This window comes from uncultured Olsenella sp., assembly GCF_959602185.1.
In the GTDB taxonomy this organism is placed as follows: domain Bacteria; phylum Actinomycetota; class Coriobacteriia; order Coriobacteriales; family Atopobiaceae; genus Olsenella_I; species Olsenella_I phocaeensis.
Window position 1 is genome coordinate 128,248 of record NZ_CAUGRZ010000001.1, and the last position, 17,461, is coordinate 145,708.

13 protein-coding genes are annotated in these 17,461 nt (G+C 68.7%); all 13 read left to right on the plus strand.

Annotation, left to right across the window (positions count from 1 at the left end):
• Positions 1 to 30 precede the first annotated feature (30 nt).
• The 13 genes from dnaJ (at position 31) to Q5923_RS00650 (ending at position 17,419) form a co-directional block, all read left to right on the plus strand.
• Entirely contained in the window at positions 31 to 1,197 is a 1,167-nt protein-coding gene (gene dnaJ, locus Q5923_RS00590) for a molecular chaperone DnaJ (RefSeq protein ID WP_368501936.1), read from the plus strand.
• A complete protein-coding gene (locus Q5923_RS00595) occupies positions 1,194 to 2,462 on the plus strand; it encodes a MiaB/RimO family radical SAM methylthiotransferase (RefSeq protein WP_009279279.1) in 1,269 nt (422 codons plus the stop codon). The genes dnaJ and Q5923_RS00595 overlap by 4 nt, the downstream gene beginning before the upstream one ends.
• A 59-nt stretch (positions 2,463 to 2,521) precedes the next feature.
• Entirely contained in the window at positions 2,522 to 3,481 is a 960-nt protein-coding gene (locus tag Q5923_RS00600) for a PhoH family protein (RefSeq protein WP_009279278.1), read from the plus strand.
• Position 3,482: 1 nt separating this feature from the next.
• Positions 3,483 to 3,992 (plus strand): rRNA maturation RNase YbeY, encoded by a 510-nt coding sequence (gene ybeY / locus Q5923_RS00605; protein WP_009279277.1) that lies wholly within the window; start codon positions 3,483 to 3,485, stop codon positions 3,990 to 3,992.
• Positions 3,989 to 4,363 (plus strand): diacylglycerol kinase family protein, encoded by a 375-nt coding sequence (locus tag Q5923_RS00610; protein WP_303131427.1) that lies wholly within the window; start codon positions 3,989 to 3,991, stop codon positions 4,361 to 4,363. Before ybeY ends, Q5923_RS00610 begins: the two co-directional genes overlap by 4 nt.
• 23 nt (positions 4,364 to 4,386) lie before the next feature.
• The gene (gene era, locus Q5923_RS00615) at positions 4,387 to 5,322 is read left to right on the plus strand and encodes a GTPase Era (protein WP_009279275.1); all 936 of its coding nucleotides are present in this window, start codon (positions 4,387 to 4,389) and stop codon (positions 5,320 to 5,322) included.
• 3 nt (positions 5,323 to 5,325) lie between these two features.
• Positions 5,326 to 6,078, plus strand: coding sequence for a DNA repair protein RecO (gene recO, locus Q5923_RS00620; RefSeq protein WP_040656772.1), 753 nt, complete (start codon positions 5,326 to 5,328; stop codon positions 6,076 to 6,078).
• A 128-nt stretch (positions 6,079 to 6,206) separates the two neighbouring features.
• Positions 6,207 to 8,465, plus strand: a complete 2,259-nt coding sequence (locus Q5923_RS00625; protein WP_303131430.1) for an NlpC/P60 family protein — start codon at positions 6,207 to 6,209, stop codon at positions 8,463 to 8,465.
• A gap of 186 nt (positions 8,466 to 8,651) precedes the next feature.
• The gene (gene rpsO, locus Q5923_RS00630) at positions 8,652 to 8,930 is read left to right on the plus strand and encodes a 30S ribosomal protein S15 (protein ID WP_009279272.1); all 279 of its coding nucleotides are present in this window, start codon (positions 8,652 to 8,654) and stop codon (positions 8,928 to 8,930) included.
• 91 nt (positions 8,931 to 9,021) lie between these two features.
• Positions 9,022 to 11,235, plus strand: a complete 2,214-nt coding sequence (locus Q5923_RS00635) for a polyribonucleotide nucleotidyltransferase (protein WP_303131432.1) — start codon at positions 9,022 to 9,024, stop codon at positions 11,233 to 11,235.
• Between the two features lie 240 nt (positions 11,236 to 11,475).
• Positions 11,476 to 13,140: a ribonuclease J gene (locus Q5923_RS00640; RefSeq protein WP_009279270.1), complete on the plus strand. Its 1,665-nt coding sequence runs from the start codon at positions 11,476 to 11,478 to the stop codon at positions 13,138 to 13,140.
• Positions 13,141 to 15,873, plus strand: a complete 2,733-nt coding sequence (locus Q5923_RS00645; RefSeq protein WP_303131434.1) for a DNA translocase FtsK — start codon at positions 13,141 to 13,143, stop codon at positions 15,871 to 15,873. It begins immediately after the preceding gene.
• A gap of 1 nt (position 15,874) precedes the next feature.
• Positions 15,875 to 17,419 carry a helix-turn-helix transcriptional regulator gene (locus Q5923_RS00650; protein WP_303131436.1) on the plus strand — a complete coding sequence of 515 codons (1,545 nt, stop codon included), beginning with the start codon at positions 15,875 to 15,877 and terminating at the stop codon, positions 17,417 to 17,419.
• The last annotated feature ends 42 nt before the right edge of the window (positions 17,420 to 17,461 follow it).

Sequence of the window (17,461 nt, forward strand, 5' to 3'; positions counted from 1 at the left end):
TTCGTACGTCTGCAACTGCTTTGGGGATTGGTGACATTGGCTTCGAAGGACTACTACGAGGTGCTCGGCATCGCGCGCGATGCCGACGCCGAGACGATCAAGAGGGCCTTTCTCAAGAAGGCGCGCACGCTCCACCCGGACGTCAACAAGGAGGCGGACGCCGAGGAGCGCTTCAAGGAGGTCAACGAGGCGTACTCCGTCCTCTCCGACGAGCGCAAGCGCTCAAACTACGACCGCTACGGCACGCCCGACGGACCCGGCGGCTTCGGCTCCGACTACGTGGACATGTCCGACATCTTTGGTGGCGGCTTCGGAATAAACGACATCTTCGACTCCTTCTTTGGCGGGGCCGCAGGGCGCCAGGGCGGCCAGCGCGCCACGCGCGCCCGCGGGCGCGACATGGGCAGGACGCTGCGCGTGAGCCTCGCGGAGGCCGCCGCGGGATGCACGAAGACGGTCGCCTACGAGCGCCTTGCCCCCTGCGACGACTGCCACGGCAGCGGCGTCGCCGAGGGTGGCCACGAGAGGACCTGCGAGCGCTGCCACGGCACGGGCCGCGTGATGGAGGTCCAGCGCACCATCTTCGGGCAGATGCAGTCGCAGGCGACCTGCCCGGACTGCGGGGGCACCGGCAAGGTGGTGGACAAGCCCTGCGAGACCTGCCAGGGCCAGGGACGCACCCCCTCGCGCGAGACGGTCGAGGTCAGCGTGCCCGCTGGCGTCCACTCCGGGCAGTCGATGAGCATCAGGGGCAAGGGGGAGGCCGGGCTGCGCGGCGACGCGGCGGGAGACCTCGTGGTGCGCGTCGAGGTCGAGCCCAGCGAGGACTTCGAGCGACAGGGCGACGACCTCTACTGCCGCCTCGCCCTCGACGCCCTCGAGGCCATCGTGGGCTGCAAGAAGGCCATCCCCGGAATCCTCGCTGGCGAGCAGGTGGACGTCGAGGTCCCCGCAGGCTGCCAGCACGGCCAGCAGATCCGCGTCGAGGGCAGGGGCATGCCCCGCCTCAACTCGCGTTCGCGCGGCAGCCTCATAGCCGTGGTCCAGGTCGAGGTCCCCCGCGACCTGGACGAGGCGCAGATGGAGGCGGTCCGCGAGCTCGTGGGCCAGCGCTCGTCCCGCCCCGGGGACGGCGCGGGCAAGGCAGGGGCCGACGACGCCAAGAGGGGCCGCCGCGGCCGCAAGGGGCGCAAGTGACGCGCCACAAGGTGGCCCTGGTCAACCTGGGCTGTCGCGTCAACAGGGTCGAGAATGACCTCGTGGCGAGCCAGCTCGAGGGGGCGGGACTCGAGCTCTGCGACCCCGCGGCGGCCGAGCTCGTGGTGGTCAACACCTGCGCCGTGACGGGCGAGGCGGAGGCCAAGACCCGAAAGCGGCTTCGCCATGTGGCGCAGCTGCCCCAGGCGCCCCTCGTGCTCGCGAGCGGCTGCGTCGCCAACCTCAGGGGAGAGGAGCTCGAGGGCCTCGCCCCCAACATCGAGGTGGTGCGTGACAAGTCGCGGCTCGCCGAGGTCGCCCTGTCCAGGCTCGGGCTCGAGCCCGGAAGCGTGACGGACGCGGGCGAGCTCGCCGTGACGCCGACGCCCACGGGCAGGATGAGGCCCGGCATCAAGATTCAGGACGGCTGCGACAATCGCTGCAGCTACTGCATAGTCTGGAAGGCGCGCGGCGCCTCCCGCTCCACGGGCGTGGGCGAGGTGCTGCGGCAGGTCCGCTCCGCCGTCGCGCGCGGGGGCCACGAGGTCGTGCTCACGGGCATCAACCTGGGGCGCTTCCGAGGCGAGGCCGAGGACGGCAGGGAGATCGCGCTTCCGGGCCTCATCGACCTCATCCTCGGGGAGACCGAGGTGGAGCGCGTCCGGCTCTCGTCCATCGAGCCGCCCGACGTCACCGACGAGCTCCTGGACGCCATGGCGCGGGGAGGCGAGAGGGTCGCGCCCTTCCTCCACGTCTGCCTGCAGTCCGGCTGCGACGACACGCTCCGGCGCATGCGTCGCGTGTACAGCACGGCAGAGTACCGCAGGACCGTCCTCCACGCGCGCGAGCGCATCGAGGGGCTCGCCTTGGGGACCGACCTCATCGTGGGCTTCCCGGGCGAGACGGACGAGGAGTTCGAGGCGTCCCTCGCCTTCTGCGAGGAGATGGCCTTCGCCAAGATGCACGTCTTCCGCTACTCCGCCCGCCCCGGCACGCCCGCGGCCACGGCGGAGGGGCAGGTCCCTCCCCGGGTCATGGCCAAGCGCGGCCGGCGCATGAGGGAGCTCGCCGCGCGCATGCGCCGCCAGAGCGCCTCCGCGCGAGTGGGCTCAGAGGAGCTCGCCGTGGTCCAGTACCCAGGCCGTGCCGTCACCGGGCGCCTGCACGACCTCCTGGTCGACCCGTCCGCCCCCCTCGACGCGCTCGTGAGGGCCCGCGTCACGTCCGTCATGGACGACGGGACGCTCGTGGGCACGTTGCTGTAGGACGCCGCCGTTGCGGCTATGATTGGGACGGCGCGCCGTCCGGAGGCAGTTGGAGGAGCATGGAGCCGACGCAGGTCAGACTCACCATTCCCGATTCCGTCGACCCGACCCTGCTCATGGGGCCGGCCGACTCGCTCCTGCGTCGCATAGAGGCGGGCTTCGACGCCCTGGTCTCGGTGCGCGGAAGCCAGATTCTGGTCTCGGGCCCCGCGGAGGTCGTGGACGGCGTCGTCTCGGTGTTCTCTCGCCTCATCCACATGGTCGAGAGGGGAGAGGTGCCCACCACCGACGAGGTGGAGCTCCTCGTGGGCCAGGCGTCGCACGGCGCCCAGGAGCCCGCGGACATGGGTCGCGACCTGCTGCTCACCTACCGCGGGCGTGCCATAAGGCCAAAGACGGCGGGGCAGCTGCGCTACGTCGAGTCGATGCGGCGAAACACCATCAGCTTCGGCATCGGCCCCGCCGGCACCGGCAAGACCTACCTCGCCATGGCGATGGCCGTGGCGGCGCTGAAGAGGCGCGAGGTGGCGCGCATCGTCCTCGCCCGTCCCGTGGTCGAGGCGGGCGAGTCGCTGGGCTACCTCCCAGGCACCCTCCAGGAGAAGCTCGACCCCTACGTGCGCCCGCTCTATGACGCGCTCTTCGACATGACCGACATGGAGCGGGGGAGCTCCCTCATCGAGCAGGGGGTCATAGAGATCGCGCCCCTGGCCTTCATGCGCGGGCGCACCCTCAACGACTCCTTCGTCATCCTCGACGAGGCGCAGAACACCACCCCCGACCAGATGAAGATGTTCCTCACGCGGCTGGGCTTCTCGTCCAAGTTCGTCGTGACGGGAGACCTCACCCAGCGCGACCTCCTGGGCCACAACGGTCTGGAGTCGGCCCGCGAGGTGCTCGAGGGTCTCGACGGCATCGAGTTCGTGGACCTCGACCGCAACGACATCGTCCGCCACTCCCTGGTGGCGCGCATCGTGGACGCCTACGACCGCGCCGAGTCGCGCGGCGGCAGGAGGTAGCATGGAGAACAGCTACGACCTCGTGTTCGAGGAGGGCGTCGTCGCGCCCGTCGACGGGGCAGACATCAAGGCCGCCTGCGACCTGGTGCTCGCCGAGGAGGGCGTGGGCAGGCCCTGCATGGTGTCGGTCTCCGTCGTGTCCGACGGGCGCATGCGCGAGCTCAACCTCGAGTGGCGCGGGCAGGACCGGGCGACGGACGTGCTGAGCCTCGAGTGCGAGCGTCCGGACGACCCCGACCTCGCTCCCGGGGAGCCCTGCGAGCTGGGCGACATCGTCCTCGCGCCCGCGTACATCGCCCGGCAGGCGCCGGGCTTCGGGACCACCGCGCGCGACGAGTTCCGCCTGCTCCTGGTCCATGGCATGCTCCACCTCCTTGGCTACGACCACCTGGAGGACGCGGAGGCGGAGCTCATGGAGGCCCGCGAGGACCAGATCGTCCTCAAGATGAGGACCGACCAGCCTGTGGACCACGTGACCCTGACCCGCCACCGGGAAGGCGGCGACGCATGATCCCCGGCAAGCGCCCGAGCCACCCCACCTTCAGACGAAGCTTCCTCTTCGCCATCCAGGGCTTCCGCACCGCCGTGCGCCAGGAGCGCAACATCAAGGTCATGCTGGGCGGGGCCGCCTTTGCCCTCGTCATGGGCATCGTGCTGCACATCGACGCGCTGAGCTGGGCCGTTGTGCTCCTGTGCTGCGCGGTGGTCATCATGGCCGAGCTCTTCAACACGGCCGTGGAGACCGTCGTGGACCTGGTCTCGCCCGAGTTCCATCCCCTCGCGGGGCGGGCGAAGGACATCGCCGCCGCCGCGGTGTGGCTGCTCTGCGTCGTGGTGGCGGTGGTGGGCGCCGTGGTGTTCGTGCGCGCCCTCCTGCCCTAGGGCTTCCCTTTCAAGGAGGAGAGATGCAAGACGAGAAGACCGTGGACGGCACAGTGCCCGCCGAGGACTTCCGCAGCGGCTTCGTCGCGCTGGTGGGACGTCCCAGCGTGGGGAAGTCGACCCTGCTCAACGCCTGCTACGGCGGGAAGATAGCTATCACGAGCCCCGTGGCGCAGACCACGCGCCGGCGCATGCGCGCCGTGGTCAACACCCCCGCGTCGCAGCTCGTGATCGTGGACACGCCGGGGCTCCACAAGCCCAAGGACGCCCTGGGGAAGGAGCTCAACAAGGTTGCTCTGGGAGAGCTTGCCGACGTGGACGTCGTCGCCCTCCTCGTCGACGCCACCAAGCCCGTGGGCCGGGGCGACGAGTGGGTCGCCAAGCACGTCGACGCGGCGCGCGCGCCCTTCAAGGTCCTCGTGGTCACCAAGGCGGACCTCGCCGGGCCCGAGCAGGTCAAGTCCCAGCTCGAGGCGGCGCGCTCCCTCGCCCGCTTCGACGACGCCCTCGTCGTGAGCGCCAGGGAGGGCTTCAACGTCGACTCCTTCGTGGGGCTGGTCTCCGCCCACCTGCCCGTGGGCCCGAAGTGGTTCCCGGACGACATGGACGTGGACATGACGGACGAGGAGCTCGTGGCGGAGTTCGTGCGCGAGAAGGTGCTCCTCAACATGCGCCAGGAGGTCCCCCACTCCGTGGGCGTCATCTGCGAGGATATCTCGTGGCCCAGGAGGGGCCACGCCTCGGTGGCCGCCACCATCATCGTGGAGCGCGAGGGGCAGAAGGGCATGGTCATCGGCAAGGGGGGGCAGATGATCAAGCGCATCGGGTCCGAGGCGCGCCATGACGTGGAGCGCCTCCTCGGGGCCCAGTGCTTCCTCGACCTGCAGGTCAGGGTCCAGCCGCAGTGGCGCCGGGACAAGAACGAGATCCGCCGTCTGGGCTACGAGGCGGAAGAGTAGGCCGTGGCGGGAGGGCGCAGGACCTATAGGAGCAAGGGCATAGTGCTCGCCCGCACCAAGCTCTCGGAGCAGGACCTCATCCTCACCATCCTGGGGGAGTCGGGGGCCCAGCTGAGGGCCGTGGCGAAGGGCGCGCGGAAGCCGGGCGGACGCCTCGCCTCGCGCTCGGAGCTCTTCTGCGAGACGGACTTCCTCATGGCCAGGGGGAGGAGCCTCGACGTGGTGAGCGAGGCCGTCACCGTCGACGCGCACCCCGGCATCAGGGGGGACTACGCCCGGCTCTGCGCCGCCTCCGCAGTCGCCGAGGTCGCGCGCCTCAGCTCCTTCGAGGAGAGCGAGGACCCCTACCTCTTCCGCATCTGCTCGGCTGCCCTGGGCTCCTGCGAGCGGGCGAGCGGGCAGCCCCACCTCGACCTGCTGGTGGCCGCGTACGCCTTCAAGGTGCTCGCCCACGAGGGCTGGATGCCCGAGCTCGACTCCTGCATAGCCTGCGGCGACCCGGACGTGACGCACTTCTCGCCCGTGGCGGGAGGGGCGCTCTGCGCCAGCTGCGCGAGGGGCGTGGCGGGCGCCCAGGAGCTCTCCCACTCCGAGTTCCAGTGGCTACGGGCGCTTTTGGGCTCCACCTTCGGGGAGCTCATGGGGGCCGAGGCGGACGAGCGGGCAGCCACGGAGCTCCTCTCCATCGCGCATGCCTGGGCGGCGACCCACCTGGACGCGCGCCTGCGCGCCCTGGAGTTCATGTTCAGTATGTGATGGATTCGGGTACGGCATGCTTTGCGACGTGCGGAGCCCGGACTTCTTTGCAAAAGACTAAAAACAGGCTTAAGATAGTTTGCTGCATGAGTCCCTACCCAAAGAAGATCCTCCGTTTGGAGCAGCCCATGAGAACAGACCGACCATCCGCCCACATCAGCCTCTCGTGGCCCCATCCCGCCTGTTGTGGTGCTCTGGCCTCCGCCGCCGTGGTGGCCGTCCTGCTCATGGGCGCCCACACCGCCCTTGCCAACGAGGCGGAACGCGTCATCGATGTCGGCTCATCCCAGGTGGACGTCGGGGCCACGGCGTCCACGACCGATTCTGCGGAAGGGGCCTTGCTTGACGCACGGGAAGCGTGCAATGCGCCCGTATCCGTGCCTGCATCCCCTGTTCAAAATGTGCCTGAGGGTCAGACGGAACCAACGGATGATAAGGTCACGGAAGCAAAGCTTGAATTTCCCCTGAGGGTCGTTGCCCCTCAGGCTCAAGCTGACGTCGAAGGCCAGGGGACGCCGGACGAGCACGAGTCGTTCGAGGATGCCGAAGCTACCCATGCGGTCTCGCAGACGAGCGAGTTCTCGAGGGGGGCGCCTACTCGCGCTCCCGAGGAGACCATCGAGACAGGCCCTGCCGCGCCCAGCCCCCACATGGCCATCGTCACAAGGGCAGGGACGGCAGGCGAGGAGGAGGGCTGGTCCAGCAAGCCCGAGGCAACGACCCCCCAGTCTGTGAAAGCCACGCAGCCCGAAGTGGACGAGCCCGTGGCTCCCAAGCTCGTGGCGAACAAGCCGACCGGCAAGAAGCCCGCCGTCAAGTACCTCAACATGTTCCGGCTCTACAACCCCAACTCAGGCGAGCACTTCTACACGAGCAGCCAGAAGGAGCTCAAGACGGTCTGCGAGGCGGGTTGGCGCTACGAGGGCGTGGGCTGGGTGTCTCCCGATTCCGGCGCGGCGGTCTTTCGCCTCTACAACCCCAACGCAGGGGACCATCACTACACTACAAGCTCTCGGGAGCGCGACGGGCTCGTGAGGGCGGGCTGGCGCTACGAGGGCATCGGCTGGAGGTCCGAAGGAGACGACGGCACGGCGGTCCTCCGGCAGTACAACCCCAACGCGAGGGCCGGCGCGCACAACTTCACCGTGAGCCCCCAGGAGGCAAAGCACCTTGTCGCTGCCGGATGGAGGGACGAGGGCAGGGCGTGGTTCGCCTCTAGGCAGGCCACCCAGCCAATCAAGGGCTTCTGGATGGTCACTAGTGCCTGGGGATCGAAGCAGCGCTATTGGGTCGGGAGCGATGCCCTTTTCGCCCGCGAGCGCGTCGTGACCCCTTCCGAGGGCGCGGGCTACTACGCCTACGCAAGCTCCGACGGCTCCATCCTGCGGGGCGTCAGGGACCTCGGTGACGGCTACGCCATGGTGGCGGACGACGACGGCAGGCTCCTCGCCGCGGGCGGCGAGGGCTTCTCAAAGCTCAGGGGGGCGGACGGCAGGGAGCGGCTGTACTACCTGCACGATGGCGGCGAGGGCTTCTCGCTGGCCAGGGTCGGCCACTTCGAGCGGGGTGGGAAGCACTTCTGGGGCCAGGCCTCCGACGGGAGCATCCTGCGCGGCAAGCTCCGCCAGGGCAAGGGGATGCTCGTCGCCAACCCCACGACCGGCGCGCTGCTCTGGTCCCGGGGCATGGTCGTGACGGGGGAGTACGACGACGGCGAGCTGCAGCGCTACTACGTCGACGACTCCGTGGGCGCTGGCCTCCTGGGCGCCCGCCTCGGGCTGTTCACCTACGACGGCAAGCGCTACTACGGCCGGGAGGACCAAGGCTACGTGGTGCGCGGGACCTACGTGGTCTCCCGCTACTACGCGAAGACCCACGGCTCCTTCCCCGGCGACTGGCACGACGACACCGTCGCCATCGCCGACAACGACGGCGTGCTCGTCTCGCGCGAGGAGTTCGGCAGGAGGATCGTCAGCGCCGCGCGCACCATGCTCGGCGGCAGCTATTCGTACGACGACAGCGCCTACTATCCCGACAGGCGCGCCTTCAACTGCTCTGGCTTCACATGGTGGGTCTACAGCACCCTGGGGATCAACCTCTCGCACAACCAGGGCTACTTCTCCTACTATGCGCAGCAGGACAACCGCAACGACAGCCAGATGTGGGGCGTGGAGAAGCGCGCGGGCTGGAAGACGTCCATACCGGACCTCCGTCCCGGCGACCTCGTGTTCTTCTCCCCGCTGCAGGACAAGTACCACACCGGGCACGTCGGCGTGTACATCGGCGACGGGAAGATGATCGACTCGAACACGCCCGACGGCGTGCAGGTCAGGAACGTCTGGAGGACCTCCTACGTCGGCGGCGGCCTGCCCATCACGTTGGTGTAAGACTCGCGTGCCATATCGTGTGCCTGGCGTGTAGAAGGGACAAAACGCGCGCGGCCTCGCCCCTCCGGCGGGCCGCGTGGCCCTTCTCGTGCTATGATTCCCCAGTCATACCCCGTACTTGGAGGCCCGCCCATGCCAGACGGCCATCCCAGTTCGGGGCGCATCCATGAAGAAGGGAAACGCAACATGGCAGTCACCAAGGATCGCAAGGCCGAGCTCATCGCCCAGTACGGCAAGGACGAGAAGGACTCTGGCTCCGCCGCCGTCCAGGTCGCCCTCCTCACCGAGCGCATCAAGGGCCTGACCGAGCACATGAAGTCCCACAAGAAGGACTTCCACACCCGTCGCGGCCTCCTCATGCTCGTCGGCCAGCGTCGCCGCCTCCTGTCCTACATCAAGAAGCAGGACGTCGAGGCCTACCGCACGCTGATCAAGAGCCTGGGCATCCGCGACAACATCCAGTAACAAGCGTGCAAGAGGGGAGCGCCTGCGGGCGCTCCCTTGCGTTAGACGGCCCGCCTGCAACGGGGCAGGCGGAGATAAGAGGAAAAGAAACATGGCAAAGGTTACGCACGAGTTCGACCTCTACGGCAAGCACTACGCCCTCAGCTCGGGCGAGCTCGCGAAGCAGGCCACAGGCGAGTGCCTGGTCTCCTGCGGCGAGTCCACGGTCAACGTCACCGTCGTGGTCTCGAAGGAGCGCAAGAACTACGACTTCTTCCCCCTGACGGTCGACTTCATCGAGAAGATGTACGCGGTCGGGCGCATCCCCGGCGGCTACCTCAAGAGGGAGGCGCGCCCCTCCGAGAAGGCCACCCTCACGGCCCGCATGATCGACCGCCCCATACGCCCGTCCTTCCCCGACGGCTTCCGCAACGAGGTCCAGATCGTCGCCATGCCCCTCGTGGCCGACCAGGTCAACTCCGTCGACACCATCTCCATCATGGGCGCCTCCGTCGCCCTCTCCGTGGGCGGCGTGCCCTTCGAGGGGCCGCTCGCCGGCGTGCGCATCGGCCGCAACCCCGAGACGGGCGAGTTCCTCGTGAACCCGACCTACGAGGAGCGCGACGCGTCCGACCTCGACCTCGAGCTCGCCGGCTCCGCCACCTTCATCAGCATGCTCGAGGCCGGCGCGAAGGAGATCTCGGAGGAGGACATGCTCGCCGCCATGGCCTTCGGCCAAGAGGCGATCGCCGCGTTCTGCGAGGAGGAGAAGGCCTTCATCGCCAAGTACGAGAAGGCCAACGGCCCCATCGCCAAGCGCGAGTACGTCCTCGACGTGCCCGTCCCCGAGGTCCACGACCGCGTCTTCGCCCACTACGCCGAAATGGAGGCCGCGCTCAAGGACGCCGACAAGCTCTCGCGCATCGGCAAGATCGAGGCCCTCAAGGACTCCATCCGTGCCGAGTTCACCGACGAGGAGCGCGCCCAGTGGGAGCGCGAGATCCCCGTGGAGCTCAAGGGGCTCGAGAAGCACGCCATGCGCAAGATGGTCGTCGAGACCGGCGAGCGCGTCGACGGCCGCTCGGCCGACCAGATCCGCCCGCTCATGGTGAAGCCCGACTACCTTCCCCGCGTCCACGGCTCCGGCCTCTTCCAGCGCGGCCAGACCCAGGTGCTCTCCGTCGCCACCCTGGGCATGCTCAACGAGTGGCAGCGCCTCGACACCATCGAGCCCGTCGACGGCAAGCGCTACATCCACCACTACAACTTCCCGCCCTTCTGCACCGGCGAGACCGGGCGCATGGGGTCGCCCAAGAGGCGCGAGATCGGCCACGGCAACCTTGCCGAGCGCGCCCTTCTCCCGGTGATTCCGAGCGAGGACGAGTTCCCCTACGCCATCCGCGTGGTCTCCGAGGTCATGGAGTCCAACGGCTCCTCCTCGATGGCGTCGACCTGCGGCTCGACCCTCGCCCTCATGGACGCTGGCGTGCCTCTGAAGCGCCCCGTCTCGGGCGTGGCCATGGGCCTCATCCAGGAGGAGGGCAAGACCGTCGTCCTCACCGACATCCAGGGCCTCGAGGACTTCCTCGGTGACATGGACTTCAAGGTCTGCGGCACCACCAAGGGCATCACCGCCATGCAGATGGACAACAAGGCCACCGGCCTCACGCCCCAGATCCTGCGCAAGGCCCTCATGCAGGCCCACGAGGGTCGCATGTTCATCCTCGACGCCATGCTCGAGCAGATTCCCGCGCCGCGCGAGTCCACCAAGGAGAACGCGCCCCAGATCATCAGCCTCCAGATCCCGACGGACAAGATTCGCGACGTCATAGGCAGCGGCGGCAAGGTCATCCGCGGCATCCAGGACGACACGGGCGCCACGATCGACATCCAGGAGGACGGCACCGTCTTCATCGCCGGCACCAACGGCGCGGGCGACGAGGCCGCCGAGCGCATCAAGGCCATCGTCAAGGTCCCCGAGGTGGGCGAGGAGTACAACGGTCGCGTCGTGGGCATCCAGCCCTTCGGCGCCTTCGTCGAGCTCCTTCCCGGCAAGGACGGCCTGCTGCACGTCTCGCGCGTCGCCAAGGGCCGCGTCGAGAAGGTCGAGGACGTCCTCAACATCGGCGACGAGGTCAAGGTCAAGGTCCTCGAGGTGGACGAGAAGGGCAAGATCAGCCTGGACCGCCTGGACAAGCCCGAGGCTCCCGCCCGCTCCTCCAAGCCCCGCGAGCATGAGGGCGAGAGGCGCGAGCGTGCCGGCCGCCGTCCTGGCGACAGGGGTGGCTCCGCGAGCCGCCAGCCCCGTCGACACCACGAGGGCTAGTCCCGAACGATAGCTCCCGGCCCCACGACTGACGGGGCTGCTGGGACCCGCCGGCCTTTGCCGGCGGGTCCCTTTTCTGTGCCGTGACCCCAGATGTGGGATGCGTCCGCTTTGCCCTCCACAGGGACAAGGGTGACTGGCGGCAGCTACAATGGGTAGAGGAATGTCTGGAACGTTTCCCGCAGAGGCGGGTCTCACATACATGAAATGCCACCGCACCACGAAAGGAACCCAACGCACATGGCAAAGAAGCAGAGTCCCCTGAGGATCATTCCCCTCGGGGGTCTGGACGGCATCGGCAAGAACATGACCGCCTTCGAGTACGAGAACGACCTCGTGCTCGTGGACGCGGGCCTCATGTTCCCCGATGACGAGCAACCCGGGGTCGACCTCGTCCTTCCCGACTACTCGTACGTGCTCGAGAACGAGGACAAGCTCCGCGGCATCATCATCACCCACGGCCACGAGGACCACACCGGGGCCCTGCCCTACCTCCTCATGGACCTGGGCCGCAAGGTGCCCATCTACTCGAGCAAGCTCACCCTGGGCTTCATCGAGGGCAAGCTGGCCGAGCACCGCATCAACTCGCCCAAGTTCCGCGAGGTGACCAACGGCGCCCATCTAAACCTCGGCGCCTTCAGCATCGACTTCTTCGCGATGACGCACTCGATCCCCGGCGCCATGGGCGTCTACATGCGCACCCCGGCGGGCTCCGTCATGCACACCGGCGACTTCAAGCTCGACCAGACCCCCATCGACGGCGTGAGGCCAAACTACCAGGCCATCAACCGCTTCGCCACGCTGGGGGTCGACCTCCTCCTCTCCGACTCCACCAACGCGACCCGTCCGGGCTTCACGCCCTCCGAGTCCGCCGTCGGCCCCCAGCTCCGCCACATCATCAAGAACGCGCCCGGCAGGGTCATCGTGGCCTCCTTCTCGAGCCAAATCCACCGCATCCAGCAGGTCTGCGACGCGGCCGTGGCCGTGGGGCGCAAGGTGGTCGTCACGGGACGCTCCATGGTCACCAACACGCGCGTCGCGCGCGAGCTGGGCTACCTCAAGATCTCCGACGACGACATCATCGACGCCTACGACCTGGCAGACCTCCCCGACGAGAAGATCGTCGTCATGTGCACGGGCAGCCAGGGCGAGCCCATGAGCGCGCTCGGCCGCATGGCCACGGGAGACCACAAGTCGATCACCATCACCTCCGAGGACACGGTGATCATCTCGGCTACCCCCGTGCCCGGCAACGAGAAGAGCGTCGCGGGGATCATCAACTCGCTCTCAAAGATCGGCTGCACCGTCTTCGACCGCTCCAACACGCTCGTGCACGTCTCGGGACACGGCAGCCAGGAGGAGCTCAAGCTCATGCTGGCCATGGCGAAGCCGCGCTACTTCGCGCCCGTCCACGGCGAGGCCGTCCACCTGCGTGCCCACGCCAAGCTCGCGGCCCAGATGGGCATCCCCGCCGACCACATCTTCATAGCCGACAACGGAGACTCGCTCGAGGTGCGCAACGGCAAGGTCACCTGGGGCGACCCCGTCGAGTCCGGCATCGTCTACGTCGATGGCCTCTCCGTCACGGACGCCGACCCCGTCGTCTTCCGCGACCGCCAGAAGCTCTCGACCGACGGGCTCGTCACCTGCGTCGTCACGTTCGAGCGCAGGGGCGGCAAGGTCCGCGACATCGAGGTCGCCTGCAGGGGAGTCGCCTTCTCGGGCGACGAGGCCCTCATCGAGGAGGCGCAGGACAGCGTCAGGTCCCAGATGGAGACCAGCGTCAAGAAGGACGCGACCAGCCTCGAGCAGCTCCGCAAGGCCCTGCGCAACAGCCTCTCGGGCTTCCTCTGGACGAAGACGCACACGCGACCGATGGTCATCCCGGTCGTGATGGAGGTTTAGATGCCCTCGAACCGCAGCTCAAACGCACAGAAGGGTAGGCGCAAGAAGAACGGTGGCAGACGGGCTGGGGGAAGGGCCTCCTCGCCCCAGCGCCTGCTGCCTGCAAAGGGGAGCGTGGGAAGCGATATCCTGGGCGTGGCCCTGCTCGTGATGGCCATCGCGCTGGGCATCGCGGTCCTGCTCCCGTCGTCCGCTCCCGTCACCCGCGCCTGCGGCGAGACCCTCTCGCTCCTCTTCGGCGTGGGTGCCTTCCTGCTGCCCCTGGCGCTCGCGATATTCTCGCTCACCTTCTTCGTGGACGGCGAGGGGCCCATGGGCAGCCGCGTCGCCCTGGGCCTGCTGCTCGTGGTGCTTGCGGTGCTGGGGCTCCTCTCCGTCAACATGGCCGCGGCGACCGAGGCCGACCCCTTGTTGGTCTTCGACAAGGAGGCGGTCCTGACGCGCGGCGGCTACGTGGGCGCCGCCATAGCCTGGGCGCTGCTCAGCCTCATGGGCAGGACCGTGGGCAACGTCGTGCTCGTCGGCGTGGCGTTGACGGGCGCCATCGTGTGCGGCTTCTCCGTGTCCGGGGCGGTGTCCCGACTGCGCGAGGCCAGCCAATCCGCCCGCGAGGGCCTGCAGGAGCGCGTGCGACGCCGGCAGGCAGGGCGCTCGCCCATAGGTGGGGGAGAGGATCCCTACCCCGACTACGCCAATCCCCTCGCGCCCGAGGCACCCGCAGAGGGTGCCACCACCTTCCTGGGCGCCCGCAAGACGAGCGTGCTCACGCGGGGCGGCCGCACCCGTGCCGACGGGACGGATTCGTCTGACGGCGCGGATGGCGGGACCTCTGCCGAGCCCAAGACGACGCTCCTCAGGAGGCTTCGCCATCCCAACATCGACCTGGACGTGGCGCGCCCCGCGGGAGAGGTCGCAACCACCCCTCCCATCGAGGGGCTCGAGATGGAGACGGAGCGGACCCCCTCCGCCCCCGCGCCCTCGCATGCGGACCTTGACGTCGAGGGGGCCGACGAGGAGGTCGCGGTGCCAGACTTCCTGCAGGCGGTCGCCCCCACGCAGCGGCTCGCCGGCAGGCGACGCGGCACGCGGCGCTCCGAGGACGCCAGGCCCACGCCCAAGAAGCCCTCCCTCACCGCGCGGAACGCGCCCATCTCGCACGCGGAGAGGGCGGTCCCCGCGCAGGCCGCGATGTCGCCAGCGCCGGCACCGAGGCCCCGGCCTGCCACCCCCGCGCCGGCGGGCAAGAGACCGGGAGAGGGTGAGGAGGGCTACCAGCTGCCCCCGCTCTCGATGCTGAGCTCGAACCCCAACAGCGCGACCAGCGCCGCCTCCATCGCCGAGCTGTCCGAGACCAAGGACCGCCTGCAGGCGACGCTCCAGGAGTTCGGCCTCAGGAGCCAGGTCGTCGACTACGTGTCCGGACCCCTGGTCACGACCTTCCGGGTCGAGATGGGCGAGGGCGAGCGCGTCAACAAGATCCGCAACCTCGAAGACGACATAGCCCTCACGCTCGCCGCCGAGAAGGTCCGCATCTTCGCGCCCATCCCCGGCACCTCCTACGTGGGCATAGAGATCCCCAACAAGGAGCGCGAGAACGTGCACCTGGGAGACGTGCTGCCCTACGCCAAGGGCGGCCCCCTCGAGGTGGCCATCGGCCGCGACTCGGCGGGCAAGCCCGTCGTCACCAACATCGCCAAGATGCCGCACATGCTCGTCGCCGGCACCACGGGGTCGGGCAAGTCCGTCCTCATCAACTCCATGATCATGTCCCTGCTCATGCGCACAACTCCCAAGCAGGTGCGGCTCATCATGATCGACCCCAAGCGCGTCGAGTTCGCGGGATACAACGGCCTTCCCCACCTCTACGTCCCGGTCGTGACCGAGCCCAGGCAGGCGGCGAGCGCCCTGCAGTGGGCGGTGTCCGAGATGGAGCGGCGCCTCAAGGTCTTCGAGCGTGCCGGGGCGCGAGAAATCCGCGCCTACAACAAGATGTGCGTCTCGGGCAAGCTGTCGGAGATGGACAACCCCCCCGATCCGCTGCCCTACATCGTCGTGGTCATCGACGAGCTCTCGGACCTCATGATGGTCGCGGGCAAGGACGTCGAGGCCTCCATCGTGCGCATCGCCCAGCTCGCCCGCGCGGCGGGGATTCACCTGGTCATCGCCACGCAGCGCCCCTCGGCCAACGTCGTCACGGGCCTCATAAAGTCGAACATCGACTCCCGCGTCGCCCTCAAGGTCTCGTCGGGCATCGACTCCCGCGTCATCCTGGACGAGACCGGCGCCGACAAGCTCCTGGGCAACGGCGACATGCTCTTCAAGGACCGGGGCCTCTCTCCCAAGCGCGTCCTCGGCTGCTACACCTCCGACCAAGAGATAAACGAGGTCGTGGACTTCATCCGCAGCCAGGGCGAGCCCGACTACCACGAGGAGATTCTCTCGCAGGTCGTTCCCGGCCAGCCCTCCGGCTCGCCCCTTTCCGACGGTGAGGAGGGAGACGATCCCCTGGTCTGGGAGGCCGCCCAGATAGTTGTGGACTCTAGGCTTGGTTCCACCTCGGGCCTGCAGCGCCGCCTGAAGGTGGGATACGCTAGGGCCGGCCGCATCATGGACATGCTCGAGAGTAAGGGCGTGGTCGGACCTCCGGACGGCTCGAAGCCACGCGAGGTCCTGCTCGACAAGGAAGGCCTGGAGGACCTGAGGGTCCAGGAGGAGAAGTACCGGGAGGTGTAGCATGCCGCGTCCTCGCTTCAGCGAGATGCTGGTCAACAGAAGGCGGCAGTTGGGGCTCTCCGTGGCCCAGGCCTCGCGCGTGCTCCGCCTGCGCGAGGACGTGCTCATCGCCTTCGAGAACGGCGACTTCGGCCGTATGCCGAAGAGCGGCTACGCCCAGGGCATGCTCTCGTCCTACGCGCGCTACCTGGGCCTGTCCCCCCGCAGCGTGGTGAGGCAGTTCTCCTCCGACCTCTTCGACTACGAGCGTGGGCGTGACGGTAGGCACGGGGGCGAGGAGGCCAGCTACGAGGTGCCCGGGAGCTCCAGCCCCAGGAGGCCCTACCAGGGCTCGCGCGGGCTCCTGCCCACCTCGGGAGGGTTCGCGGGCGACGTCACGGGCTTCGCGACCACCTCCCCCGTCCGTTCGCGCCAGCAGTCGAGCCCGCTCGTCAACCAACGGCAGAGTCCCTCGCGCTACCACCAGGGCGGTGACGTCGGCGGGGACCTGCCTGCCGCGCCCACGAGGCGTTACACGGGACGTGACGTCAGCAGCCGCCCCGGCTCCAGGGCACGGACGCACCGCAGCCGACGCCCCGAGCAGGGCCGCGCCATCCCCGGAAGCTACCGCGAGGAGGTCGTGGTGCCCCGGGGCAACGCCGACAGGGTGACCACCCGCCTCGTCGACGCGGACGCCTACACCGACGACCTGCGCTACGGGGACGCCCGACCCTATGAGGCCGCCTCCACGCGCACGGGGCGTCGCTCCTCCCGCAACATCGCGCGCGCGGAGCGCCCCAACGTGAGGCGCCGCGGTGGCGAGGGAAGGGAGAGCCTGAGGGAGCGGGGGAGGGGCGCCGCCCCACGGCGCTCGGGAGTCGCGGGGGTCGTCGAGGCATACTTCTCGGACGCCCGGCGGACCATGGCAACCGTGGTCATCGCGGGTGCGCTGCTCCTCACCCTGATCATCATCGGGTCGGTCAAGTCCTGCGTGCGCGCCCCGTCCTCCTCCGACGCCCGTTCCGTCGCCGTCACCACGACGAGCACGACGCCCACCGACTCGTCGTCCGAAACCACTGCGACGACGTCCGGCACGCAGGGCCAGAGCAGCCAGGCTGCGGACGAGGCGGCGAAGGCCGCCGAGGACGCCAAGGCCCAGAAGGAGGCCAAGGAGGCCGAGACCGAGACCAAGGTGGACGTCAAGGTCGCCGACGGGGCGACCACCTGGCTCGAGATAGAGAGCGACGGCACGAGCGTCATCGCCGAGCAGGTCACGGGACCCTGGGAGAAGAGCTTCGTCGTGACGGAGTCGATCACCGTGCAGGTGAGCGACACCACTGCGGCGACCGTGACCAAGAACGGGACCCAGCAGTCCTTCAGCTCGAAGTCGTCCGGCATAGGCTCCATCACGATCCAGGGCACGAAGCCTTCGGCCAATCCCGCGGAGTCGACGGCGAAGGGCAAGGCCGACACGTCCTCCTCCGACGCGTCGGCCTCGGACGCGCCAGGCGAGGGTGGGACCGCGTCCACCAGCGGTGACGAGTCCTCCGGCTCCACCGTCGAGTAGGCGCTGCCCCAGGGACCCATCGCATTCAACCACCAGGAAGGG